This is a genomic window from Corallococcus interemptor (assembly GCF_003668875.1).
GTDB classification, from domain to species: domain Bacteria; phylum Myxococcota; class Myxococcia; order Myxococcales; family Myxococcaceae; genus Corallococcus; species Corallococcus interemptor.
Genome location: NZ_RAWM01000137.1, coordinates 1 through 24,931, shown reverse-complemented (window position 1 = coordinate 24,931; position 24,931 = coordinate 1). Strand labels below are relative to the sequence as shown.

13 protein-coding genes and 1 rRNA gene are annotated in these 24,931 nt (G+C 71.9%); 10 read left to right on the top strand and 4 right to left on the bottom strand.

Annotated features, from left to right (window positions below):
- The 5 genes from D7X96_RS32590 to D7X96_RS32570 form a co-directional block, all read left to right on the top strand.
- The coding region (locus D7X96_RS32590) for a carboxypeptidase regulatory-like domain-containing protein (RefSeq protein ID WP_121771517.1) at positions 1–3,174 on the top strand (3,174 nt) is incomplete at its 5' end.
- Between the two features lie 69 nt (positions 3,175–3,243).
- Entirely contained in the window at positions 3,244–5,973 is a 2,730-nt protein-coding gene (locus D7X96_RS32585; RefSeq protein ID WP_121771516.1) for a hypothetical protein, read from the top strand.
- A gap of 12 nt (positions 5,974–5,985) precedes the next feature.
- Complete coding sequence (locus tag D7X96_RS32580) at positions 5,986–12,519, top strand: HEAT repeat domain-containing protein (protein WP_121771515.1); 6,534 nt, start codon at positions 5,986–5,988, stop codon at positions 12,517–12,519.
- Complete coding sequence (locus D7X96_RS32575; protein ID WP_121771514.1) at positions 12,516–14,384, top strand: SWIM zinc finger family protein; 1,869 nt, start codon at positions 12,516–12,518, stop codon at positions 14,382–14,384. The genes D7X96_RS32580 and D7X96_RS32575 overlap by 4 nt, the downstream gene beginning before the upstream one ends.
- Positions 14,385–14,785: 401 nt before the next feature.
- Entirely contained in the window at positions 14,786–16,231 is a 1,446-nt protein-coding gene (locus tag D7X96_RS32570) for a reverse transcriptase family protein (RefSeq protein WP_120551396.1), read from the top strand.
- On the opposite strand, the gene D7X96_RS32565 is transcribed toward D7X96_RS32570, so the two are convergent.
- Positions 16,228–17,112 carry an alpha/beta hydrolase gene (locus D7X96_RS32565; protein ID WP_244219805.1) on the bottom strand — a complete coding sequence of 295 codons (885 nt, stop codon included), beginning with the start codon at positions 17,110–17,112 and terminating at the stop codon, positions 16,228–16,230. The genes D7X96_RS32570 and D7X96_RS32565 overlap by 4 nt on opposite strands.
- A 175-nt stretch (positions 17,113–17,287) precedes the next feature.
- Here D7X96_RS32565 and D7X96_RS32560 point away from each other — a divergent pair, with 175 nt between their 5' ends.
- The 4 genes from D7X96_RS32560 to D7X96_RS32545 all read left to right on the top strand — a co-directional run bounded on the left by D7X96_RS32560 (position 17,288) and on the right by D7X96_RS32545 (position 21,668).
- Positions 17,288–18,811 carry a GMC oxidoreductase gene (locus D7X96_RS32560; RefSeq protein WP_121771513.1) on the top strand — a complete coding sequence of 508 codons (1,524 nt, stop codon included), beginning with the start codon at positions 17,288–17,290 and terminating at the stop codon, positions 18,809–18,811.
- Positions 18,812–18,910: 99 nt separating this feature from the next.
- Entirely contained in the window at positions 18,911–19,528 is a 618-nt protein-coding gene (locus D7X96_RS32555; RefSeq protein WP_121771512.1) for a TetR/AcrR family transcriptional regulator, read from the top strand.
- The gene (locus tag D7X96_RS32550) at positions 19,525–20,730 is read left to right on the top strand and encodes a multidrug effflux MFS transporter (RefSeq protein ID WP_121771511.1); all 1,206 of its coding nucleotides are present in this window, start codon (positions 19,525–19,527) and stop codon (positions 20,728–20,730) included. Before D7X96_RS32555 ends, D7X96_RS32550 begins: the two co-directional genes overlap by 4 nt.
- A 53-nt stretch (positions 20,731–20,783) precedes the next feature.
- A complete protein-coding gene (locus D7X96_RS32545) occupies positions 20,784–21,668 on the top strand; it encodes a class I SAM-dependent methyltransferase (protein ID WP_158626659.1) in 885 nt (294 codons plus the stop codon).
- Here D7X96_RS32545 and lnt read toward each other — a convergent pair.
- Entirely contained in the window at positions 21,607–23,226 is a 1,620-nt protein-coding gene (gene lnt / locus D7X96_RS32540) for an apolipoprotein N-acyltransferase (RefSeq protein WP_121771509.1), read from the bottom strand. The two genes, D7X96_RS32545 and lnt, sit on opposite strands and share 62 nt — an antisense overlap.
- On the bottom strand, positions 23,223–23,765 hold the full coding sequence (locus D7X96_RS32535; protein ID WP_233609822.1) for a hypothetical protein: 543 nt from the start codon (positions 23,763–23,765) through the stop codon (positions 23,223–23,225). Before D7X96_RS32535 ends, lnt begins: the two co-directional genes overlap by 4 nt.
- 165 nt (positions 23,766–23,930) lie before the next feature.
- Between D7X96_RS32535 and D7X96_RS32530 the strand changes: the two genes are divergently transcribed.
- Positions 23,931–24,788, top strand: coding sequence for a hypothetical protein (locus D7X96_RS32530; RefSeq protein ID WP_121771508.1), 858 nt, complete (start codon positions 23,931–23,933; stop codon positions 24,786–24,788).
- A gap of 72 nt (positions 24,789–24,860) precedes the next feature.
- Here D7X96_RS32530 and rrf read toward each other — a convergent pair.
- Positions 24,861–24,931, bottom strand: a 5S ribosomal RNA gene (rrf, locus tag D7X96_RS32525); the annotation flags it as partial.

The following is a 24,931-nucleotide window of genomic DNA, read 5'->3' as shown; positions in this document are numbered from 1 at the left end:
CCGCCGCCCCAGGGCGCCCTCCAGGTCCAGGGCCGCGTCATCAACCTCCAGGGCCAGCCCGTCGCCGGCATCGAGGTCTCCGCCTCCGTCGCCCTACCCGGGGAGACCCTGACGGAGCTGCCGTGTGACACGAGCCAGCCCGGCGTCTCCCTGGTCTCGGAGGACTGCGAGTCCGTCACCGCCTCACGCTGGGTCCGGGAGCTGGTGGAGGCCCACCGGGGCGGGGCCTTCGTCCTGTCGCGCACCACGTCCGCGCAGGACGGCACCTTCACCCTGGAGGGCCTGCCCCAGGGCACGGTCACCCTCTGGGCCCTGGGCTCGCAGGGCGCGGGCCTCCGGGAGGACGTCGCCACCGGCACGAAGGACGTGACGCTGGAGCTTGCAGCCAGCAGCGCGCTCACCGGCCGCGTGGTGGACGAGGACGGCGCCCCGCTCTCCCAGGCCCGGGTGACGGTGCTGCACACCGGCACGGCGCGCTACTTCGAGACGAAGACCGGCGCGGACGGCCGCTTCTCCGTGGGCCCCCTGCCCGGCGAGGACACCTACAGCCTCCTCGCCGTCCACCCCGGGAAGCTCACCGGGTGGCTGGGAGACCTGGCCCCGGACGCCCTCTCCGACGACATCGTCCTGTTCGACCCCCGGCGCATCGTGGGCACCGTGGTGGACGGCGAGCAGCCCGTCGCCGGCGCCACCGTCACGGAACGCAGGAGCGAGCGCGCCACCACCACCGACGCCCAGGGGCGCTTCACCTTCGACGGCCTGTCCCCCGACGACTACCTCCTGGAGGCGGAGCAGGGCGGCCTCCAGGCGCGCGAGACGGTGACGCTCACGGAGGACCAGCGCGAGGCCCAGGTGACGCTGCGCCTGGGCACCTCCTTCTTCGTCGAGGCCATCGTGCGCGACACCGCCGGCAAGCCCGTGCCCGGCGCGGAGATCAGCGCCAGCCTTCAAGATGACGGTGACGTGGACTTCGTGCAGCCGCTCGGCACCACGGACGCGGACGGCCGCTTGCGCGTGGGCCCGCTCCAGGCGCGCGACTACACCTTCAAGGTGGAGGCGGACCGGCTCCTGGACCTCACCGCGAACCGCACGGTGGCCCCGGGCGGCCCTCCGCTGGAGTTCGTCCTCTCCCCCGCCGTCCTCGTGGAGGGCCACGTCACCGACGCCGCGGGCAAGCCGCTGGCGGACGCGGCCCTGTCGCTGCGCCCACCGGAACAGAAGCGCCCGGAAGGCGCTCCCCCGCCCGTGTACGCACACATGCTCATGCTGATGCACCCGCCCCGCGAGAAATCCCCCACCTTCGACGCCACCACCGACGCGCAGGGCCACTTCGCCATCAAGCTGGACCAGCCCCTCTCCGGCACCCTCACCGTGGAGGCCGAAGGCTACCTGCCGCGCAAGCTCCAGGTCCGGGCCCCCACGTCCGGCCTGAAGCTGACCCTGGAGGCGGGCGCCACCGTGCGCGGCACCGTGACGAGCTCACGAGGCACGCCCGTCAACGAGGTGGACGTCTCCCTGGTGAAGCAGGTGGCCGAAGAATCCTCCGAGGAGGAAGCGGAGCGCAGGACCTTCGCGGGCTCCTCGGACGAGGACGGCCGCTTCGACATCCAGGGCCTGCCGCCCGGCACCTATGTCGTGTGGATGCGCGCCAACACCGGCGGCTACGAACGGCGCATGCCCGACCGCGTGGTGCTCCGAGGCTCGGAGACGGTGGAGCTGGCGCTGCGCCTGGACCTGGACGGGCGCGTGGGCGGCATCGTCGTGGACACGGAGGGCCGGCCGCTGGCGGACGTCACCGTGGACGCCAGCGCGAAGGAGGAGAAGAACAGCGGCGGCCGCTCGTACTCGCCCCTCACCACGAAGACCGGCCCGGACGGCCGCTTCGTCCTGGAGCCGCTGGCGCGCGACTGGGACTACGAGCTGGAGGCGATGAAGCCCGGCTACGCGCAGCCCAGGCCGCCAGGAAAGCAGGACGCCGAGGACGAACCCGACTTCGGGCCGGACGACGACAGCGAAGGGTCGATGAGCGACCGCATCCAGCAATGGCTGGAGGACCAGGGGCCGCCCAAGGCCACCGCCCGCGCGGGCGCCATGGACGTGCGCCTCGTCCTGGCCTTCCAGGGCCGCGTCACCGGCCGGCTGGTGAAGTCCGACGGCACGCCCATCACCCGCTTCACCGTGAACGACGAAGCGGTGCGAGACCCGAAGGGCGCCTTCACCGTCTTCGTGGACGAGCCCGGCCCCCAGCACCTCGTCTTCCAGGTGCCAGGCCACGCCCTCACCCAGCGCGACGTGGACGTCCCCGCCGGCCGCGACGTGGACCTGGGCACGGTGCGCGTGGACGCGGGCCGCGTCATCAAGGGCCGCGTGGTGGACGACGCCACCGGCACCCCGCTGGCCGGCGTGCGCATCTCCCTGGCGCTGCCGATGAATGACGTCGCCAACGCGGAGCACGCCGAGTCCTTCGCGGACGTCCTCACCGGCCTGGACGGCACCTTCCAGCTGCCCGCCGTGGAGTCGCGACCCTACGTGCTCACCGTGCAGGAGGAGACGCACGCGTCGCTGGAGCGCACCGTGGGCCCCAGCGAGGACACGCTCGAACTGCGCCTCCCTTCCGCCACCCGCCTGGAGGTCTCCGTGAGGGACGAACAGGGCAAGCCCGTCTCCATCCCCTTGAGCGTCACGAGGAAGGCGGATGAGCCGGAGGCGCCGAACATCGCCATGGCGTATGAAGGCGTGGCCCAGTTCCGGGACCTGGACCCGGGCGAGTACCTGGTGAAGCTCGCGGGCATGTCCCCGCTGACCGTCGTTCCCCGCCTCGTGCGCGTGGAGCCACAGCGCGTCACCCGGCTGGAGCTCCCGGTGGTGACGAAGGGCACCACGCTGAGGCTGCGCTGGGGCGAGCGCGGGCCGCAGGGCACCTCGTACCTCATCCCCGGCCGCGTCCCGGCGCCGCCCGAGTCGGCCTCGTCCAGGGACGTGCAGTGGCTGCGCGAACAGGCCCTCATTCCGGACCTTTCGCGCAGCAGGGATGCCTGGTCCCGCCTCCCTCCCGGGCCCTACACGCTTCTCGTGTTGCGAGAACGTGAGGGACGCTGGCTGTCGTTCCGCGAGGACGTGACGGTGGGCACGCTCGACGTGCAGGAGGTGGAGGTCCCGCAGCTTCCCTGGTGAGACGGCTCCAACGGCGACGGCGGGTCCGACATGCCTCGTGGTCCGGGGGAGCTGTGTTAAACCCTCCGTATGACCGCGAGTGACGCGCTGAGCGCATCCGACCTCGAACGTCTGGCCAGGGCGGAGGCACCGGACCTGGCCGAATCCGTGCTGGCCTTCCTCGACCAGCCGGACCGTCCGTCGGACAAGCCCCTGCCACAGGGCGCGCTCTCCTTCGACGCGCTGAAGCAGCTCTTGGAGCAGGCGCGCGCGGACGGCGACAAGCCGAGCCGGCGCAAGGGTTCCTATGAAGCGTGGCAGCGCTTCCTCGCGCAGAAGGACGTGCCGCTGCCGCCGCGCCTGTTGCTCGCGGACCTGCTGGTGTCCCTCTACGAGAAGAACACCGAGCCCGCGCGCGCCGCCCTCATCACGCTGGTGAAAGAAGCGCCGCTGATGTTCGGCCTGTGGGCGGGCCTCAAGCGCATCTACAAGCTGTCGGAGGCGCGCCACGACGCGGAGATGTTCGGCGCGCTGGCCTGGCGCTTCGACACCGAGCGCGGCGGCCGCCGCAACCGCGAGGTGGGCGGCGGAACCCTCACCTATCTCCAGCGCCGCGCGTGGCGCTTCCTGCGCCAGCTGGGCGCGGCCGTGCCGGAGCTCTACCCGCAGTTCGCGGTGGAGGTCCTGCGGCACTACGACCTGGAGACGACCTGGTCGCAGTGCTGGGTGGCGCACCACATCTGGGCGCACAACAGCAAGGGCTACTCCGCGTCGCGCTTCTCCATCCAGCCGCCGGGCGACATGGTGAAGCAGCGCATGTACCCGGACGCGTGGAAGCGCTCGCCGGACGCGCTGATGCGGCTGTTGGACACGTGCCAGTCGGACCCGGCCGCGAAGTTCGCCATCCAGGGCCTGCGCAAGGACCACCCGGAGGCGCTGCGCAAGGTGACGCCCGCGTGGCTGGACCGTCTGGCGCGCCGTCCGCTGGGCAGCGCGCACGACTTCCTGGTGGAGACGCTCCAGGGCTCGCCGGACTTCCACCAGGGCAAGCTGCGCGCGGCCGGGCTGCATGAGGCGGTGCTCGCGCTGCTCTTCTCCCCCAGCGACAAGGCCCGCGCCTACGCCATCGAGTACGCGCGCGGCCACGCGCAGGACCTGGCCGCGGACCGGCTGGCGGACCTGGTGGAGAAGGGCGAGAACGACGTGAAGGGCTTCGCCGCCGCCGCGCTGGAGAAGCACAAGCCGCGCGACCTGGGGCTGCCGCTGCTGGGCCGGCTGCTCAACTCCAAGGTCACCGCGGCGTTCGCGTCCAAGTCGCTGGAGCAGTCCTTCGACCGCGCCGAAATCACGCACGACTTCCTGCGCGAGCTGCTCTGGGGCACGCAGGAGCAGCTCAACTGGGCGAAGAACTTCGTCTCCACGAAGTACGCGGCCGGGGAGATGCCGGCGGACTTCTGGAAGGTGGCGCTGACGGAGGCGAAGCAGCGCTCGTCGCGCCAGCGCATCGTGGAGGACACGGCGATGAAGGCCCTGTCCACCTACAAGCCGGCGGACATCGGGCCGGAGTGGCTGCTGGACCTGGTGGCGCACCCGCGCCTGGGCCGTCAGGCGGCGCAGTGGCTCACCCGCGCGGACAGCCTGCCGGGCCTGGACGTGGAGCGGGTGAAGGCGCTCGTCTTCAACAGCAAGTTCCGCGGCACGGCGCTGGAGCTGCTGGGCAACCGCAAGCTCTTCACCGCGCGGCAGCTCACGGTGCCCTGGCTGCTGGCGCTGGCGCGCCGGGCGGATCCGCAGCTGCACGACTTCGCGCACCGCTACCTGCTGGCGAACGTGGTGCCCGCGGACTTCAGCGACTCGGGCGACGCGGACGCGGGCCTGGAGCGCCTGTTCGACCTGGCGCTGGGCGCGAAGCAGCCGCCGCCGGTGCGTGCGTTCGCGCAGATGTACCTGCGCTGCCACCACCCGGGCATCGGGCCGGAGCAGCCGGAGTCCAAGTCCTACGAGCTGCGCCCCCGCGCGCCGCGCAAGGCGTACACGGCGGAGCGGCTGTGGCCGGCCCTGTTCGACGCGCGCGACGACGTGCGCCGCTTCGCGCTGACCATCGCCCGCTCGGAGCTGCGCGCGTGGGGCTACCACACGCGCGTGTACGAGCTGGCGGACTCGGACGCGAAGGAGATCCGCAACCTGGCCTACGACGCCCTGCTCAACGCGGGCGAGCCGGGCGCGGACGCGCGCCACACGCTGCAGCCGGAGGAGCTGGACGCGGGCAAGGTGTTCGCGCTCACGGAGTCCACCAAGCGCAGCACGCGCGAAGTCGCCGTGGAGCTCATCCGCCGCCACTACGCCCGGCTGGGCGGCGCGGAGCGGCTGTCCGGCCTGATGCAGAGCGCGGACCGCGAGGTGGGCCTGTTCGCGGTGCGCCTGCTCTGGGAGAAGCACCGGCCGCTGCACCTGCCTGAAGGGTGGAAGCCTGCGGGCGGCGGCAAGGACGAGCGCGAGGCGGGTGGCACCACGCGCTTCAGTGACGTGGAGGCGCTGCGCACGTTCCTGCGGCGCATGATGTTCGGCCTGCCGCCCGGGCGCGCGAAGGAAGCGCGTGAGGGCGACGTCCAGCGCCGGCTGTCCGCGAGCGTGGCCAAGCGCCGCGTGGTGGAGCTGGTGCGGGACCTGGGCCTGGAAGAAGAGAGCTTCGCCCGCGTGGTGGCGCCCGTGCTGGGCGAGTTCACCGGCTCCGTGGCGAAGGGCGAGTGGCAGAGCTGCCTGGCCTCGCTGGTGCAACTGCGTGCGGCACACCCGGGCGTGCAGCTCGGCGGCATCTAGGACAACGACACCATGGCCAACCTCTCCATCGGCAACATCGAGAAGGTCCGTGCGCTCGCCGCCAATGCGCGCCTGCTCCTCGTGGGCGGCACGCGCGCCGCCGCGGACAGCCGCCTCACCGCGTACGACGCCGCCAACAACAAGGTCCTGTGGACCAGCCCCCTGCCCGCGCACGTGCTGGGCGTGGCGCTGTCCGGCGAGCAGTTCGCCGCGGCGGGCGCGGACGGCACGGTGCGCTTCGGGTCGCTCACCGACGGCACCGTGAAGTTCCAGCTCCACGACGCGCACCCCGGAGGCTGCACGGCGGTGGCGGTCAGCCCCGACGGCAAGGTGCTCTACTCGGCCGGCGCGGACGGCTTCGTGCGCGCGTGGGACTGGGAGAGCACGAAGAAGCTCAAGGAGTGGAGCGCGTCCTCTCAAGCCCTGCGCGCGGTGGCGGTGGACCCCACGCACACATACGTGGCCTGCGCGGGCGATGACGGCGTGGTGCGCGCGTTCACGGTGGCGACGGGTGCGCGCCGGGACATGCCGGGCCACGAGGGCGCGGTGCGGGCGCTGGCCTTCACGCCTCGCGACGGGCGGCTCGTCTCCGCGGGCGACGACGGCAAGCTGCGCATCGGCTACCTCGTGGGCGCGGTGGAGTTCGAGGTCCGCGGCGACAAGGACAGCGGCCACGCGGGCGCGGTGCTGGGGCTGGTGTTCCCGCCCACGCCGCAGGCGGAAGCGGGCCAGGACCCGGCGGAGCGCATCGCCTCCGTGGGCAGCGACGGCAAGCTGAAGGTCTGGCGCCTGGACGAGCGCCGCAAGCCGCGCACCTTCGACCTGGGCACCAAGGCCCTGGGCGCGGTGGCCTTCGCGCCGCCGGCGAACCCGCGCCAGGCGAAGCAGCTGCTCGGCTTCCTCTTCGTGGGCGGCGACGAGCGCCGCGTCACCCGCATCACGCTGGGCACGGACGGCAAGCCCACGGACGAGACGACGGCCTTCGGCCACGGCTTCGATGCCTTCACCGAGGCGCTGAAGGCCGCCCTCCCCCGCCGCGAGGCCGCGGTGAAGGAGGCGGTGGCGCTGCTGGAGCCGGAGGCGCTGGACTTCGTCCTGGGCGTGCTGTCCTCGGACAAGGACGTCGCGGCGCGCCGGCTGGCGGCCACGGAGCTGGGCAACCACGGCCGCACCGCCGCGCGGCCGAAGCTGCGCGAGCGCCTCAACGACGATGACAAGACGGTGCGCGCCGCGGCGCTGGACGCGCTGGTGAAGCTGGAGACGGAGTCGCCGCTGGCGGCCCCGCGCGCCGCGCTGGATTCGCGCTTCACGGACACGCGGGTGCAGGGCCTGCGCCTGCTGGCGAAGCCAGGCAGCGCGTCGCCGCTGGTGCCGGGCCTCATCGCCAGCAAGCTGCCGGACACCCACAACGACGTGGGCATCGCCGCGCTGGACGCGCTCACCACCGTGTCGCCCAGGGGCAGCACGGAGCCGCTGAAGCTCGCCTTCGAGCGTGGCCCCGCGGCCCTCAAGGTGGAGGTGCTGCTGCGCGCCTCGGTGGCCGGACAGCTGGGAGACCCGCGCCTGCAGCCGCTGGTGGCGCGCGCGCTGGACGACGCGGACCGGGACGTGCGCCGCGTGGCCTTCGCGGTGCGCGTGCTGGAGCGCCGCGCGCTGGCCGCCACGCTGGAGGCCAAGGACGAGGAGTTCGCGCGCACGGTGCGGGAAGTGGCCCGCATCGTGACGCTCCAGGCGAAGCGCGCCGCGGGCGACGCGGAGGCGAAGTTCACCACCGAGGGGGAAGTCACCGCCTCGCGCGACAAGCTCTTCGCCAACACTCCGCCGGGTCAGGCGCTGACGGAAGCGGACCTGGAGCCGCTGCTCGCCGCCATGGCCTGCCGCATGCCGGACACGGCCGTGCGCGGCGCGCGCGTGCTGGCGCAGCTCGGTGACGGCCGCGCCCTGGGCGCGCTGCTCCAGCTGTCCCGCGAGGACGACGCCGCCATCCGCCGTGAGACGGCCACCGCGCTCCAGGCGCTGCAGGACCCGCGCGCCCGCGAGCGGCTGGTGTGGATGCTGGACGACGCGGACGGCGACGTGCGCGCGGCGGCGCTGACGGCCGTGGTGGCGCTGGACGTGGATGCGCCGCTGTCCGCCGCGGAGGCCGCGCTGCGCTCGGGCCACGAGGACGTGCGCGTGCGCGGCCTGGACCGGCTGGTGAAGCTGGGCGCCAAGGCGGAAGGCGCGGAAGGGCTGCTGGGCGACGCACTGGAGGACGAGTCCGCGAAGGTGCGCGGCGAGGCCTTCCGCACGCTGTGGGCCTGGAACGACCAGGAGCCGGTGAAGGCGCTGGACCGCGCGCTGGCGGGCCGCTTCCCGGACCTGCGCACCCGCGCCGTGGAGGTGCTCGCGCAGAAGGGCACCGACGACTGGGCGCTGGAGCGGCTGAAGAAGTCCGTGGAGGACCGCGACGTGGGCGTGGCCACCGCCGCCTACGAGGCGTGGGTGAAGCTGGCCGGCAAGGAGAAGCCGGAGCCGCACCTGGCCGCGCTCAACACCGCGCACCCCGCCCTGCGTGAGAAGGCCGCGAAGGCCTCCGTGCACGCCCCGGCGGAAGCGCTGCGCTCCGCGCTGCTCAAGCGCGTGCAGGACGAACACCTGGAGGTGGCGGTCGCGGCGCTGGAGGCGCTGGACAAGCTCATCCCCAACGAGAACGGACCGCTGCTCGCGGGCATCGCGGCGTCGGCGCTGCCGGTGCGCGTGCGGGCCGCGGAGCTGCTCGCCCCGCGCGGCGCGGAGGACATCATCGAGCCCATGCGCGGGCTCATCACGGACAAGGACCTGGAGCGGATGTACCCGCCCGGCTTCCTGGTCCCCCTGCGCATCCGCGCGGCGCGCGCGCTGGCCACGCTGGGCTCGCGGCGCCTGCTGGGCTTCTACGCCACCACGCTGCTGCCCAACGAGCTGACGGACCTCCAGGAGCAGGGCGCGCGCGGTCTCGCCACGGCCAGCCGCCGGGGCGACGAGGGTGCGCTGCTGGATGCGTTGGGCCACTCGCTGGTGGCGGCGCGTTCCTGGGCGGCGGACGGCCTGGCGCGCCTGGGTGACGTGCGCGCGCTGCCGGTCCTCACCGGAAACCTGCGCCATGAGCACCTGCCCATCCGCCTGGGCGCCATCCTCGCCTTCGCGGCCCTGGGCCCGGAGGGCGACGGCGGCCTGCTGCACGGCCTGGAGGACTCCGCGCGCGAAGTGCAGGAGATGGTGTTCGCCATCGTGCTCGCCCGCGACCTGCGCGCCAGCCGCGAGGGTGGACCGCCGGACCTGCTGACGAGCGCGCTCTCCAGCGGCCGTCCGGAGGTGCGCTACGCCGCGGCCCGCGCGCTGGAGCTGCGCACGGAGCCGGAGGCCTACCGCGCGCACCTGGTGGAGGTGCTGCTGCCGCCGCGTCCGGAGAAGGCCGGCGACATGAAGGACTGGCCCGCGGAGGATGAGCGGGCGAAGCGCGTGATTGGGCTCGCCGAAGCCCTCTCCAGCGGTCAGCCGGAGCAGCGCTACGCGGCGGCGCAGGTGCTGCTCCTGCGCAACAAGCCGCTGGACTACTTCCGTGAGGCGCAGAAGGTCGCGCGTCCCAGCTCGCTCCAGGCCCCCTGGAAGCCGGAGACCGCCCAGGGCGCCGCGCACGTCATCCAGCCCTCCACGCCGGAGAAGCAGGGCACGGCCTCCGCCACGGGCAAGAGCTGGCTGCGCCGCCTCTTCTCCGCGGTGAAGCCGGCGGAAGGCTCGACGGAAGCAACGCTCAAGGACGCGACGCTGGCGGAGCGTCAGCACCTGCGCCGCCTGGCCTTCGGCGCCTACGTGGGCCTGCTGCGCCAGGTCACGGCGGGTGACGAGGAAGGCCACCGCGTCCGCCGCGACGCCGTGGACCGCGTGGTGAAGCTCACGCAGGAAGGCTACGCGGGCACGTCCGCCGCCGTGGCCGCCCTGCTGCGCGCGCTGGAAGACCCGCACCAGTTGGTGCGCCGGGCCGCGCTCGCGGGCCTCAAGGAGCTGTACCCCGCCGGCAGCGACGAGCCGCTGGCGCTGGCCCTGTCCTCGCTGTCTCCGGACGTGGCGCGCGCCGCGCTGGAGGAACTGGCGGAGCGCGGTGACAAGGCCCGTCCGCGCGTGACGGCGGCGCTCAACTCGGCGCTGCCGGAGGTGCGCAAGTCCGCCTTCGAGCTCTTGGAGAAGCTGAGCCCGCCGGGCAGCCTGGATCCGCTGCTGGCCGCGCTGGGCAGCGAGCACGCGGACCTGCGCGTGGGCGTGATTGAGCGGCTGGCCGGCGCCAACGACCCGCGCGTCACGGAAGCGCTGGGCCGCGCGATGGGCAGCGAGCACGAGGACCTGCGGCTGCGCGCCGCGGAGCTCCTCGCGTTCCGGGGCGACGACCGCGCGGTGGAGGTGCTGGGCACCTTCCTGCGCTCGGAGACGTCCGCCGTGGCCCGCCGCGCCCAGGAGGCCCTGGCCCGGCTGGGCACCTCCGCCGCCGTGGCCGCGCTGGCCGCGCGCCTGACGGTGGCCACGGAGCTTCAGGAGCGCACGAGGCTGGTGACCGTGCTGGGCCGCACCCACCGCGCGGACGCGCTGGACGTGCTCGCGCGCCAGAGCGTGGCGGACGAGGCCCCGAGCGTGCGCCTCGCCTGCGTGACGGCCGCGATGCAGCTCACCTGGCCGCCGGAGCAGGAGAAGCTGCGGGAGCACGAGCGCGACCTGAAGAAGCGCGACGCGGCGCTCGCGGTGCGCTTCCTGAGCGTGGCGGTGAAGAGCCAGGACCCGGAGGTCCGCAAGGCCGCCGCCCGCGAGCTGGAGCACGGCAAGAACGAAGGCCAGGACGCGCTGCTCGTCCAGCTCTTCAACGACCGCGACGTCACCGTGCGCGCGGCTGCCGTGGAGCACTACTCGAAGCGCGTGGTGGAACAGGGCGCGGCGGTGGAGCCCCTGGAGGAAATCCTCCGCGCCGGAGCCCGCGAGCTGATGCTGCCCGCGGCGGAAGGCGTGGCCCACCAGCGCCGCGCCAGCGCCCTGCGCCCCCTGCTGTTGTACGCGCGCGCCGGTGAGCCGCACGAGCGCGGCCGCGCCCTGCTCGCCCTGGGCACCCTGGGTGACGTGCGCGCCCTCTCCGAGCTGGAGACGGTGGCCGGCGGAGGCACCCCGGACGCGCCGGCCGAAGAGGACATGGTGTTCGCCGCCATCGAGGCGCTGGGCCGCCTGGCGAACCGGATGCCGGATGGCGAGGAGCGCCGCCGCATCGAGGAGAAGGTGGAGGCCGCGGCCACGGACGGCACCGCCTTCCAGCGTCAGGAAGCCGGTGTGCGCGGCCTGCGCGCCCTGGGCGGAGAGCGCGCCCGCGTGAAGCTGGAGGCGCTGCTCGCCGACATCGAGACGGACGACGACGTGCGCCGCACGGTGGCGGAGGAGCTGGGCAAGTTCGGAGACCCGGCCGCCGAGCCCGCCCTGGCCGCCGCGCTGAACGAGGAGGACGACGACCTGCGCGCCGCCGCCCGCAAGGCGCTGGACGTCCTCTTCCCCAAGGAGCGCACGCGGGTGGAGTTCCTCGCCGTGCAGAGCGAGCACGAGGACATCTCCGAGCCCGCCGCCACCTACCTCGCCAGCGAAGGCGACCCGGCCCTGCTGGTGCCCCGCCTGGCCACGCTGGACAACGTGGAGCTGCGCCTGCGTCTGCGTCGCGGGCTCGCCCGTCGTGGCGCGCTGCCCGTGCCGGAGGTCATCGCCCTGTTCGGCCACGACAAGCCGGAAGCGCGCGAAGAGGCCGCGCGGCTCGTGGGCACCTGGACGGGTGACGCGCGTGAAGCCGGCGCCGTGGACACGGCCGGGCTGACCCGCGCGCTCGTGGCCGCCGAACGGCGCACCGCCACCGCGTGGGGCACCGCGCAGCCCTCCAAGAAGGAACCGCTGGCCGCCGCCTGGGAGCGCCTGCTCTGGGCGGGCTCACGGCTGGGCGCGAAGGAGCTGGGCGCGACGTCCGCCGAAATCCTCCGCAAGGGCGAGGCCCAGGCCCCCGCCGCCGTGCGCCAGGAAGCGGCGCGCGTGCTGGGCCGGCTGAAGGCCTCAAGCGAAGCGCAGGCCCTGCGCACGGCCCTCGGTGACCCGGACGCGAACGTGCGCTCCGCCGCCGCGTCGGTGCTGGCCGCGCTGGTGCCCGCCGAGGCGTCCACGTGGGCGCTGGAGGTGAAGCCCTTCGACCCGGTGGCCCTGGGCCCCACGGGCGCGAAGGTGGCCCCGTCCGCGCTCACGGCCAGCGAGGCCCGCCGGCTCGCGGTCCCCGCGCTGCTGGCGAAGAAGGACCTGAAGCCGCTCGAGTCCGTGGCCGCCGACCCGAAGCCTGAGGTGAAGCAGGAGGCCTGGGCCGCGCTGGGACGCCTGGGCGGGGACGAGGCCGCGGCGCTGCTGAAGACGGCCGCGTTCGACAAGTCGCAGTCGGTGGAGCTGCGCAAGGCGGCCTACCGCGCCCACAAACGTGCACGCCGGGCCGCTGAGCGCGCCCGGAAGGAAGGTCAACCGTCGTGAGCACCGCAACCGCACGTCATCCCGTCGCGCTGAGCTACGCCGCGCAGAGCGACGTGGTCGTCACGCCGGACGCCTCGCGCGTGCAGCTGGCCCTGGAGGGCTCGCGAGGCACCGTGGGCGTCAGTGGCCAGGTGAAGGACCCCACCCTCTTCCGCGACGCGCTGGCCGCCGCCTTCGCGGTGCTCTCCAGCGACCTGCGCTACCGGGGCCGCGACCGCACCGCGTACCTCGCGTACCTGATGAAGCAGGGCAAGCGCGCCAGCGCGCAAATCTGGGAAGCGCAGAAGGCCTTCCTCGACAACGCGCTGGAGGGTGAGGAGAAGAAGGACGCCGTCCTGGACCCCGTCCTCACGGTGGATCCGGATCAGGTCTCACTGGAGGTCTTCTCCCGAGACGAGAGCGCCTACGCGCGCCTCGCCTTCGACAACAGCCTCTTCGACAAGCGCCAGGCCGCGCACGGCTCCACGTTCCTGGACGTGCCGCAGGACCTGCCCGCCCGGCTGGACCGCCTGCGCGCCTACGCCCCGGTGATGCTGGAGGCCCACGTCGCCCCCACCGCGAAGCCCGCGCCCGCCACGGAGCCCCGCGCCCCGCGCACGGTGGAAGTCCCCCACGCGTGGCTGCGAGGCTTCCTCCAGGTGCAGTCCGCCGCGACGCTGCCGGCCACCACCTGCGCCATCGCGCCCATCGACCTGTACAACCTGCTCTTCGCGCTGCGAACCCGCCGCTCGAAGAAGGCGCCCCGCGCGCTGCGCTTCGAGCTGGTCCCCGGCGCCCCGCCGCGCCTGGTGCTGGAGCCCTGGGAGCAGGTGCTGGAGTGCCACGGCGGCGTGTACACGGGAGCGGCGCCCGCGGTGGTGCGCACCTTCGGCCGCCAGCGCCTCGCCGCGCTCGCGCGCCTGCTGCCCCACGCGAAGAGCGTGCACGTGCAGCTGCTGGGTCCGGGCCTGCCGGTGTTCTGGGTCATCGACCTGGGCGCGGCCACGCTGACGCTGGGGCTCACCGGCTGGACGGAGAGCGGCTGGTCCAGCGCCGCCGCCTTCGACGCGCTGATGCCGCGCGACGTGCCGGAGGGCCTGGCGGAGCAGCTGCGAAACCGCCTGCGCAAGGACGGTCCCCTCGCCTTCGAGGTGCTGGCGAAGGACGCGGGCGCACCGAAGGACCACGTGCGCGCCGCGCTCCAGCTGGAGTGCCTGCGAGGCCGCGTCCTCTTCGACGTGGCGCGCGGCACCTACCGTCCGCGAGAGCTGATGCCCACCCCGGTGGACGAGGCCGCGCTGCGCTACGGCAACGAGCGCGAGGCCCGCGCCCACCGCCTGCTGGGCGATGGCGGCCCGGGCTCTCCGGGCTCCGGCGAAGTGAAGCTCACGCAGGTGCACGACCTGGTCGGCGAAGGCACGCGCATCCAGGGAGAGGTCGTGGACCGCGAGGCGGTGCGCAGCTTCTTCCCCAACTTCACCATGGACCTGGAAGGACGCGTGAAGGACGCCAGCTGCGGCTGCCCGCACTTCCGCCGCTCCGGCATGCGCGAAGGCCCCTGCGAGCACATGCTCGCGCTGCGCCTGGCGTACGCGCGCCGCCGCGCCGAGGAAGAGGCGCTCCGGCAGACGCCCGAGGGCCGCAAGCTCATCCGCGCGGAGACGCGCGCGTACGTGCGCCGCGACCCGGCCACGGGACTGGAGCAGGTGTATCGCGTGTCGCTGGACGGCAAGGTGGTGGCCCTCACGTGGGGGCCTCGCCTGGGCGACTCGCGTCACCAGCGCCTCTGGTTCGACACGGATACCGAAGCCCGGACGGCGTACTTCAGCCGTTTGGAGAAACTGACCGCTGACGGCTACATCGACGCGGCCTCGACTCTGGTGTAAACACTCACTCAACGGCCCGGCCGCCGACGGGGCGGCCGGAAGGATGGTGGCGCCGGACGAAAATCGAATAGCGAGTGGTCGAGAGAGGTCTGGACCGCATCAGCCTCAACGCCTCGAGCGTAGGAACGGCGCTGCGCCGTTCTGGTTGAAATGCTGGACACTCTCCGCAAGGTAGCCTGTTCTTGGCTCTCTCCCTCCCGAGCACTACGGTCGGGGCGGGAAGCGGAACCAACGACGCAACCGCCGTTTTCCCACCCCGACCGTAGTGCTCGGGAGGGGAGAGCCGGTGAGGCTACCGTGCCCCAGGTGAGCTGGTGGTGCCTTCCTGGCCTCCCTCGACCGCTCGGATTCGTGTCTCCGTCGCCCCTCCCTGAGCCGCCGCGCCCGTCGAAGGTAACTCGATGACCGCCAAGCTGGAGTCGTTCGTCCCCGCCGCCCCGCCGCAGGCTGCTCCTGAAGTCACGCCCGCTGCCGCTCCCAACACCGTCGCGAAGCGCGAGGCCGCCAGGGCCGCGCACGACGCCCTCCTCACGCGCTGGAAGGCCATCACCGAGGCTGGCGGCACGGATGCATGGGTGCACGCGCAGCTCGTCGCCAAGGGCGCGCTCGCGGAGGAAGTCGACTTCTCCTCGCTGAAGGAGAAGGAGAAGACGGCCTGGAAGGAGAAGAAGAAGGCCGAAGCGGTGGAGCGCCGCGCGCTGGAGCGCCAGGCCCACGAAGCGTGGAAGGCCACGCACGTGAACCACCTGGGCGTGGGCATCTACTGGAACGAAGCCGGCCTGCCGGACAAGTTCGACCTGGAGCACCGCGAGGAGCGCGCGCGACAGAACGGCCTGCCCACGCTGAACACCGCGGACGACCTGGCCAAGGCGCTGGGCCTGAGCGTGTCCAAGCTGCGCGGCTTCGCGTTCCACCGCGACGTGGACACGGGCTCCAACTACGTCACGTGGAGCATCCCCAAGCGCACGGGCGGCGAGCGCACCATCACCTCGCCCAAGCCGGAGCTGAAGCAGGCGCAGCGCTGGGTGCTGTCCAACGTCGTGGAGCGGCTGCCGGTGCACGGCGCGGCCCACGGCTTCGTGGCGGGGCGCTCCATCCTCACCAACGCGCTGGCGCACCGGGGCGCGGACGTGCTGGTGAAGGTGGACCTGAAGGACTTCTTCCCGTCGGTGAACTGGCGCCGGGTGAAGGGCCTGTTGCGCAAGGGCGGCCTGCCGGAGAACACCTCCACGCTGCTGGCGCTGATGTCCACGGAAGCGCCGCGCGAGCGCATGTCCTTCAGGGGCAAGACGCTGCACGTGGCGAAGGGGCCCAGGGCCCTCCCGCAGGGCGCGCCCACTTCACCGGGCATCACCAACGCGCTGTGCCTGCGCCTGGACAAGCGGCTGTCGGCGCTGTCGCGCAAGCTGGGCTTCACGTACACGCGCTACGCGGACGACCTGACCTTCTCCTGGACGAAGGCGAAGGCGCCCAAGGCCCGCCGCGCGCAGGGAGCGCCGGTGGCGGTGCTGCTCGCGCGGGTGAAGGACATCGTGGAGGGGGAGGGCTTCACGGTGCACCCGGACAAGACGCGCGTCGCCCGCAAGGGCAGCCGTCAGCGCGTCACGGGGCTCGTGGTGAACGAGGCCAAGGACGGCACGCCCGCCGCCCGGGTCCCCCGCGACGTGGTGCGCCGCCTCCGCGCGGCCATCCACAACCGCCAGAAGGGCAAGCCCGGCCGCGAAGGCGAATCGCTGGAGCAGCTCAAGGGCATGGCGGCGTTCATCCACATGACGGACCCGGAGAAGGGCCGCATGTACCTGGATCAGCTCGCGAAGCTCGAAGCCGCCACGCCCGCCCAGGCCTAGCGCTTCAGCGCCGTATCCGCGAACTCCAGCAGGCGTCGCGGATACTCCTGAGGGGCCGTCGCGGTGAAGTTGCCATGCGACGCCCCGGGGATGCGCCACGTCTGGGCATACCCCGCGACGTGCGTGAACAACTCATCCAGCAACGGCTGCCCGGACTCCTCCGTCCCCGCGACGATGAACAGGGGCCGGGGCTGGATGCGGTCCACCGCGTCGATGGTCCGCACCTCGTCCAGGGCAATCCCCCGCCGCCAGAAGGGAATCAAAGCCCCCGTCTGCGACACCACGCCGAAGCGCCGGAAGTCATACGCCGCAGCCAGCCACAGCGTGTTGAACGGAGACAGCAGCACCACCGCCGCGACCTGAGGGTCCTTCGCCGCCACCTCCGCCACCGCCGCGGATCCAATGGAGAACCCCAGCGCCCCCACGCGAGCCGGATCCACATCCGGCTGCGCCCGCACATAGGCCAGCGCCGCGCGCACATCCTGGCGCTCCTTGTCGCCCCAGGTGGACGTCTCGCCGCCGCTCTGCCCATGCGCGCGCAGGTCGAAGAGCAGCACGCCATGGCCCCCGTCGTGCAGCACACGGGCCTCCGGAATCAGGTCCATGCGCGTCTGCGACAGGCCATGCGCCAGCACCCACGCCGCCTTGTTGCGTGAAGGCAGGTACCAGCCGCGCAGCTCCACGCCGTCGTCCGTGCGCAGCGTCACCTCGCGCGCGTCACCGAAGTCCGCGGGCAGCACCGGCGCCGGCTTGGGGTAGTGGAAGTACTGCTCGGAGCGCCACGCCGCGCGGCCGCCCAACGCCAGCGCCAACAGCACGCACGGCAACACCAACACCCCCAGCACCCGCCCCCACCGAATCCGTTTCAACAACCCAGCCATGTCCGCCTCTCTCCACCAGCAAGCGAGCTCTACCCTGGAGCGGAAGCCGCTGCCCCCGGGCTTGTGTTGGAACCCGCCGAACACTTAGGCCCTATAGGCGCCAACAGCCTCCTGGTTTACAGTTTAGGCAAACTTTAGCAGCGGCGGCACACGGGACCGTCATGGGTGAGCAGGCATGAAGACGTCGAAGACGGTCTATGACGCAGTGGTGGTGGGCTCGGGCGCCTGTGGTGGATGGGCGGCCAAGCAGCTGACGGAGGCCGGGCTCCAGGTGCTGGTGCTGGAGGCGGGCCGGAGTGAGAAGGCGGACCGGGCGCTCCACCTGATGCACCGCGTGAAGCAGAAGCTGGGCTACCGCATCGAGTCGGACCAGGACCGCACCTCACGCCAGTCCATCCAGGCCACGAGCTTCGCCTGGCCGTTCCATCCGCACGCCTTCGTGGATGACGTGGACAATCCCTACACCACGCCAGACGACGCGCCGTTCGCCTGGATTCGCGCGCGGCAGGTGGGCGGGCGGACCAGCGTGAAGGCTCACGGCCGCCAGTTCTACCGGCTGTCTGACTTCAACTTCCACGCGGGCAGCCTGGATGGGTTGAGCCCGGACTGGCCGCTGTCGCACGCGGACCTGGCACCGTCCTACGAAATCGTGGAGCGGTGGATGGGCCTGCGAGGCAACTCGGACGGCGTGGACACGCTGCCGGACTCCGTCTTCGCCGGTCCCGCGCCGCTGTCCCCCGGCGAGGTCCGCCTGCGTGAGAAGGTGAAGGCCCGCTGGCCGGACCGCCACGTCGTCGCCCGCCGCACCGCGAACGCGCCGGTGACGCTGCCGGCGGCGCTGAAGACGGGGCGCCTGACGCTGCGCTCGCACGCCATCGCCAGCCACATCCTGCACGACCCGAACACGGGCCGCGTGACGGGCGTGTCCTTCATCGACGCGAACAACGGCACCTCCGAGGAGGTGCGCGCCAAGGCCGTGGTCGTGGCCGCGGGGACGATTGAATCCACGCGGTTGCTGTTGCACTCGCGCAACCGGGCGTTCCCGGACGGCCTGGCGAACAGCTCGGGCCTGTTGGGCCGGCACCTGATGGACCACCTGTACCTGCGAGGCATCGAGGCGCGGATGAACCTGCCCTCGCACCTCCACCAGAAGGAGCACGGCTGGGCGTACGTCCCCCAGTTCCGCAACGTCTCCGAGCGCCACCCCGACTTCGCGCGCGGCTACGGCATCCAGGTCTTCACCTTCGACGACCAGATGCACATGGTGCCCTTCGGCGAGATGATCCCCCGCCCGGAGAACCGCGTCACGTTGAGCGCCACGGTGAAGGACCGCTGGGGCATTCCGGCGGCGCACATCGAGTGCCGGCACTCGGACAACGAACTGAAGATGACGGAGGACGCGGTGGCCTCCTGTCTGGAGATGCTGGAGGAGGCGGGCTGCACGGTGGAGAAGGTCAACAAGACGCTCTCCCACCCGGGCATGGCCATCCACGAGGTGGGCACCGCGCGCATGGGCAAGGACCCGAAGACGTCCGTGCTCAACCCCTTCAACCAGAGCTGGGATGTCCCCAACCTCTACGTCACGGACGGCTCCTGCTTCCCCTCGCAGGGCCCGCAGAACCCCACCCTGACGATGATGGCGCTCACTGTCCGCGCCTGCGCCCACCTGGTGGGCGAGCTCAAGGCCGGCCGCATCTGATTCCCCTCCAGCACTGACGCGAGGGGCCCGCTGGAACGGGCCCCTTGCACGGCTGGCACGGATTTATTACCTACCAGTCAGTAACTAACCCTTCGCGCCATGTCCCGTCCCCCCCGCGTCACCGACCTGCAGATCGACGAAGCGGCCCGGACCGTGTTCCTGGCCCAGGGCCCGTCCGCGCCGCTGCAGGACATCGCGAAGCGGCTGGGCATCTCGCAGCCAGCGCTGCTGCACCGGGTGGGCACCAAGGAAGCGCTGATGGCCAGGGCCCTCCGTCCGGTGCCGCCCACCGCGCTGGCGCTGCTGGAGCCAGGCCCCAGGGCCAACGCGTCCATCGAGGCGCAGCTCCTGGAAGCGCTGCTGCACCACCGGGACTTCCTGCGCCAGCGGGTGCCGTGGCTGTTCGTGTTGCACTACTCGGTGCTGGGCGGAGCCAGGGCCATGCACCTGGACACACCGCCCCCGGTGGCGCTGCGCGAGGGGCTGACGAAGTGGCTCGCCCGGGCGAAGCGGGCCGGAAGGGTGGACCTGGCCGAGCCCAGGGTCGCGGCGGAAGCCCTCTGTGGAGCGCTGGAGGCCCGCTGCTTCAACGCCCACGTGGGCGGAGCCACCTACGCCCCCGGCGAGGACGAAGCCGTCCTGCGCCAGCTCATCCGGGTGCTGCTGACGCCAGCGCGAGCACCCGCCCGGAAGCCGAGGAAGAGGCCCCCGAGATGACGACCGCCGCGCCCAAGCTGACCCGCTCCACGGAGGGGCCCGGGCTGATCCTCCTCCTGGGTGCGCTCATCGGCTTCGGTCCCCTGTCCATCGACATGTACCTGCCGGCGTTCCCCGCCATCGGCGAGTCGCTGCACGCGACCGCGGGAGAGGTGGAGCGCACGCTGGCCACGTTCTTCGCGGGGCTCGCGGTGGGGCAGCTGTTGTCCGGGCCGGTGAGTGACCGCTTCGGCCGCACGAAGCCGCTCTACGTGGGCCTGCTGCTCTACGTGGTGGGCTCCATCGGCTGCGCGGCCGCGCCGTCCGCGGATGTGCTGACGGCCTGCCGGTTCGTGCAGGCCCTGGGCGGCTCGGTGGGCATGGTGACGGTGAGGGCCGTCGTGAGGGACCTGCACTCGGGAGCAGCGGCCGCGAGGATGATGTCGCGCCTGGTGCTGGTGATGGGCCTGGCGCCCATCCTGGCCCCACTGCTCGGAGGCTGGGTGCTGCGGGCCCTGGGTTGGCGAGCCATCTTCGGAAGCCACGCGGTCATCGGGCTCATCGCGCTGGGAGCGGCCATCGCCATCCTGCCGGAGACCGCCCCTCCGAGGAGCGAAGCCTCCAGGTCCAGACCCTTCCAGGCCATGTGGAGCATCCTGAAGGCACCAGACTTCCTGGGGCCCGCGTTGGCGGCGGCGCTCGCGCAGGCGGGGATGTTCGCGTACATCGGCGGCTCCCCCTTCGTCTTCATCACGTTGCACGGCGTGAAGCCGGAGCACTTCGGGTGGTTCTTCGGAGCGAACGCGGCGGGTCTGGTGGCGGTGTCGCAGCTCAACCACTGGCTGCTGGCGCGCTCCTCGCCGGAGCGGGTGTTGAAGCAGGCGGTGCGCATCGCCGCGCTCGCGGGCGTGGTCCTGGTGACGGTGGCATCGACAGGCTTCGGAGGCCTGTGGGGCATCGCGCTGTCGCTGTTCGTGTTCGTCTCCAGCCTGGGAGCCATCACGCCCAACGCGACGGCGCTGGCGATGGAGCAGCACGCGAAGCAGGCAGGCATCGCGTCGGCGGTGCTGGGAGCGCTCCAGTTCATGCTGGCGGCCGGAGCCTCCGCGGCGGTGAGCGCGAGCCACGACGGCACCGCGAGGCCCATGGCCCTGGGAGTCGCCATCGCCGCCCTGCTCGCCCTGGGAGCACTGGGCCTGGCGAAGCGAGCCCCCGCGCACTGAGCCGTGGGTGGGATTGACACCCTGGAACGTGACGCCCGATGGTGCGGTGCGAAATGCTCGCACCCTTCTACTCCGCATGCCCTGTCTGCAATGAGACCGGCTCCCGTCCGGTCGTCGCATTCCAAGAGCTGAGCTACGGCCGCTGCACGGGCTGTGGGCTCATCTACAAGCGCGAGCAGAAGCCGGGCCTGGGAGAGGGCTACGAGGAGAAGTACTTCAAGCACAACCGTGCGAAGTACCTGAGCCGGTGGGACCACCGGGTGCGCAAGTGCCTGCGGCAGGTGCTGGTGTGCCTGGAGTACGCGCCGCACGCGAAGGACCTGTTGGACGTGGGCTGCTCCGCGGGCTACGTGCTGGAGGCCGCGCAGCGAGCCGGGCTGAAGGCCACGGGGCTGGACTACTCCCAGTTCTCGGTGAACCTCTGCCGCGAGCGGGGCTACACCGCCGAGTACGGCTCCCTGACGAAGATGCCGTTCCCGGACGCGTCCTTCGACATCATCACGCTCAAGCACACGCTGGAGCACGTGGACCAGCCCATGGACGGGCTGAGGGAAATCCAGCGGGTGCTGAGGCCCGGAGGCGTGGCCTTCGTCATCGTGCCGGACGCGGCCTACTACAAGATCATCGTGATGCCGAAGAAGGGCCGCTCCTTCCGTCCGGACCGCAGAGGCTGGCAGCACCACGTCTACTTCTACGAGCACAACCTCGCGGACGCCTGCGCCAGGGCAGGCATGCATCCCGTGAAGGCAGGCAAGGACATCTTCCGCAGCCGGCTGGCGAAGGGCCTCCGGGCTCCGTATGAGTACGTCCGCTTCGCCTTCCTCTGGGCCTGGGTCCAGGTCTGCCGCCTGACGCACATGCGCCGGGAGATCCAGGTCATCGCCCAGAAGCCAAAGACGGACGCCCAGCTCCCGGCTCCGCAAGCCGAAGCCGCCTGAGCCAAACCCCCAGCGCCACGGCCAGCACGAGCGCCACGGGCCCCAACCAGTCCCCCCAGGCCCCCGCGAGCGAGCTCAACCGATCCGCCGCCGGCACCCGCATCACGGTGCCAGCGCGCTGGTTGTCCTCCAGCTCCGAGGTCCACGTCCCCGCAGGGTCGATGAACGCGGAGATGCCCGAGTTGGTCACCCGAACCTGAGCCGTGCGCGTCTCGATGCTGCGAAACGCCGCATGCATCAGGTGCAACCGGGGCGCGGGAGTGCCTGAGAACCACGAGTCATTCGACAGCGTGAGAATCAGGTCCGCGCCCTGGCGAACCTCCGCCGCGACGTAGTTGGGGAAGACCGCCTCGTAGCAGATGAGCGGTGCGACCTTGAGCACGCGGCCGCCGTTCAGCCGGAAGTCCACCAGCCGAGGCCCGGGGCCACGCTTCCAGCGTCCGGTCCAGGGGAGCCACGCGCGCAGCGTGGGCGAGTCCACCAGGTCCGGAACCCACTCCGTGAGCGGGAACAGCATCGTCTTCCGGTACGCAGCCTGCGCCAACTCACCCGTCGCGGAGGGCCCCAGGAACATGGCGGCGTTGAACTCGCGTTCGCCCTCCAGGTCGTAGGTGCCGAACACCAGAGGCACACCGCGCTCCGCCACCCACGAGCGGATCTCCTCATCCAGCGCGCCGCCGTCCTCGCTCTTCGGAGTACCGAACGTCGTGGGATACACCGTCTCCGGCCACACCAGCAGGTCCAGAGCCCCCGAGCGCAACAGCGCATCCGACATCGCGTAATGCGTATCCAGGATATTGCGGACGACCTCGTAGGTGCCCTGCTCCGCGGCCAGCTTCTCGATGTTGGTGATGTTCGCCTGCACCGCCCCCACCACCAGCGAAGGAGCCGAGTGCACCGCGGCGCGCACCTGCCCCAACCGCACCGCCCCGTAACCCCAACCCACCAGGGCCAGAACGACCGCCAGGACCGCCGGCCGAAGCCGCGGCCCCCGAGCCACCAGGACGACACACTCGTTGATGAGCAGCAGGCCCAGCGTGAGGCCCGGAGCACCCGCCAGGTCCGCCCCCTGACGCAGCGTCTCCGAGGCATAGAGCCCGTGGCCCAGCGTCTCGGCGAACAGCTTGGGCGTGAACCACTCGGTGCCCACATACACGAGCGCGGTGAGCACGGGCGGAACCCACGCAAGGCGAGGCGCATCCTCCACCTGCCGGCGCGAGTACCACCGCACCCAAGCGGCCGTGATGAACTGGAGCTCCAGCACCGGGGCGATGAGCAGGAACACGCCCCAGCACAGCCACACCGGCGCACGCGAGTACGCCGCGATGGCGCCAGGGAACCAGCCGAACACCGCCGCGGTGAACGTCACCGACAGCAGCACGCCCAGCAGCACGGCCCCACGACCGGAACGAGCCCGGTCCAAAGCAGCGAGCCACGGCGCCATGGCCACCGCGCCCAGCCACACCCAGCCCGACTCCAACTGTCCGAACGCCGCGAACAGCACGGTGGTCGCCGCGACGCCCAGGAGCGCCCCGGCCCACCCCTTCACGGAGGTCACTGCGAGTCCTCGTCCTCGACCGGAATCTCCAGCAGCTTGTGGGGCATGCCGGGAGGCGCCAGTTCCTCGGGCACCACGCGGTTCTCGGGGATGGGGATGGGCTGCCCGTTGGCATCCTTCGGCGTGAAGTCCGGATGGAACATCAGGATCGCGGCCAGAGGCTGCCCGTTGTCCGTCGCCTGGTAGTGACGCATGTACCCAGGGGGCAGCTCGAAGTCGTCAGGCACCACGAGCCCCCGCTTCAACGGCTTGGTGCCACGCTGGTACAGGGCCGTCCCGGTCTTGCCCTCCGAAGGGGGCGGTTCATCGGCGGGCATGGGCGCGGGCTCCTCCACGGGAGGGGGCGCGGCGACAGTCGCGACCGCGGGGCGCACCAACGGACGCGCCGGTTCCAGGGGCGGAGGCACCGGAGCAGGGCGCTCGGCCACGATGACTGGAGGCAGGTCCTCGACCGGCACGGGGCGGGAGAGCCACCAGAGACAGACCGCCACGCACAGGCCCGTGACCGCGGTGGCCCCACCGATGAGCCAGGAGCCCATGCCGCCGGAAGACTCCCGCGAGGGCGTCACCCGCGTCACGCCATCGGAATCCGTGCGACGCTCAGGGCCAGACTGCGGGGAACGCATGTTTTGAGGGGCCTCCAGGGTGCGTATGCTACGGAAGCCGCGCGCATCGAGGCAATGCGCGCGCGGCCATGCCCTCCCATGACCGTCGACGCGTCCGGCCCCTTCCCCGTCCATGCCTTCCCCCCTCGTCTGCGCATCGCAGGAGCACTCCTGCACGGCGCGGCGCTATGCACCCTCGGCTCCTGCACCACACTGCTGCTCAAGGACGTCGTCGAGGGAGCTCAAACACTGCGACCCGAACCGCTGGCCCTGGGACTCACGGTCGGGAGCGTGCTGCCGCTCATCGCGTTGCGCCTGTTGCGCCTGGCCACGAGGGCCACGGTCACGGTGCGGCCCGAAGGACTGGTGCTCACGCAGCAAGGGGGCACGCACTTCGAGATCCCCTTCGACGCCCTGGAGTCCATCCACCCGTGGCGCCTGCCCATGCCAGGGCCAGGACTCACCTTGAGGCTGCGCTCAGGGCGCGCCTTCGAATACGGGCTGGAAGTGCAGGCCCCGAAGCCCCTGCTCGAGGCCATGGGCCCACGGGGCGAAGCGAAAGACGAACCGTGGGTGCGGTACGCGCAGGCACGGAGCGAGAAGTGGCGCACGCGCTGGTATGACCAGGCATTGAAGTACGGCCTGGTGCCCGGAGTGCTCGCCGGCATCTTCTTCCGAGCACACCAATACATCTCCTTCGGCGGCCCGTTCGGAGAGCTCCAGATGTACGGGTGGACGGCCTACCTCACGTCCTTCGCACGGACCTGGCTGCCCGTGTTCCTGGCGCTGCTGTTGTTTGGTTGTTTCTGGAGGACCCTCGCGGAAGCACTGTGTTTCAGCGCCGCCTGGCTGGGTCCCCGGTGGTCACGCCACGTCCGGACCGGAGCGGAGTGGACCTGCCGGGCGCTCTATTACGTCGCCCTGCCCGTCTTCCTCGCGGTGCGGCTGCTGGGCTGATCAGGAGGGGGCAGCGAAGCCCGCAAAGACAAAGCCCCTGGCGCCTTGCGGCACCAGGGGCTTTCAAAAAGAATCCGGCAGCGACCTACTCTCCCACGCGGTTTCCCGCGGAGTACCATCGGCTCTGGAGGGCTTAACTTCCG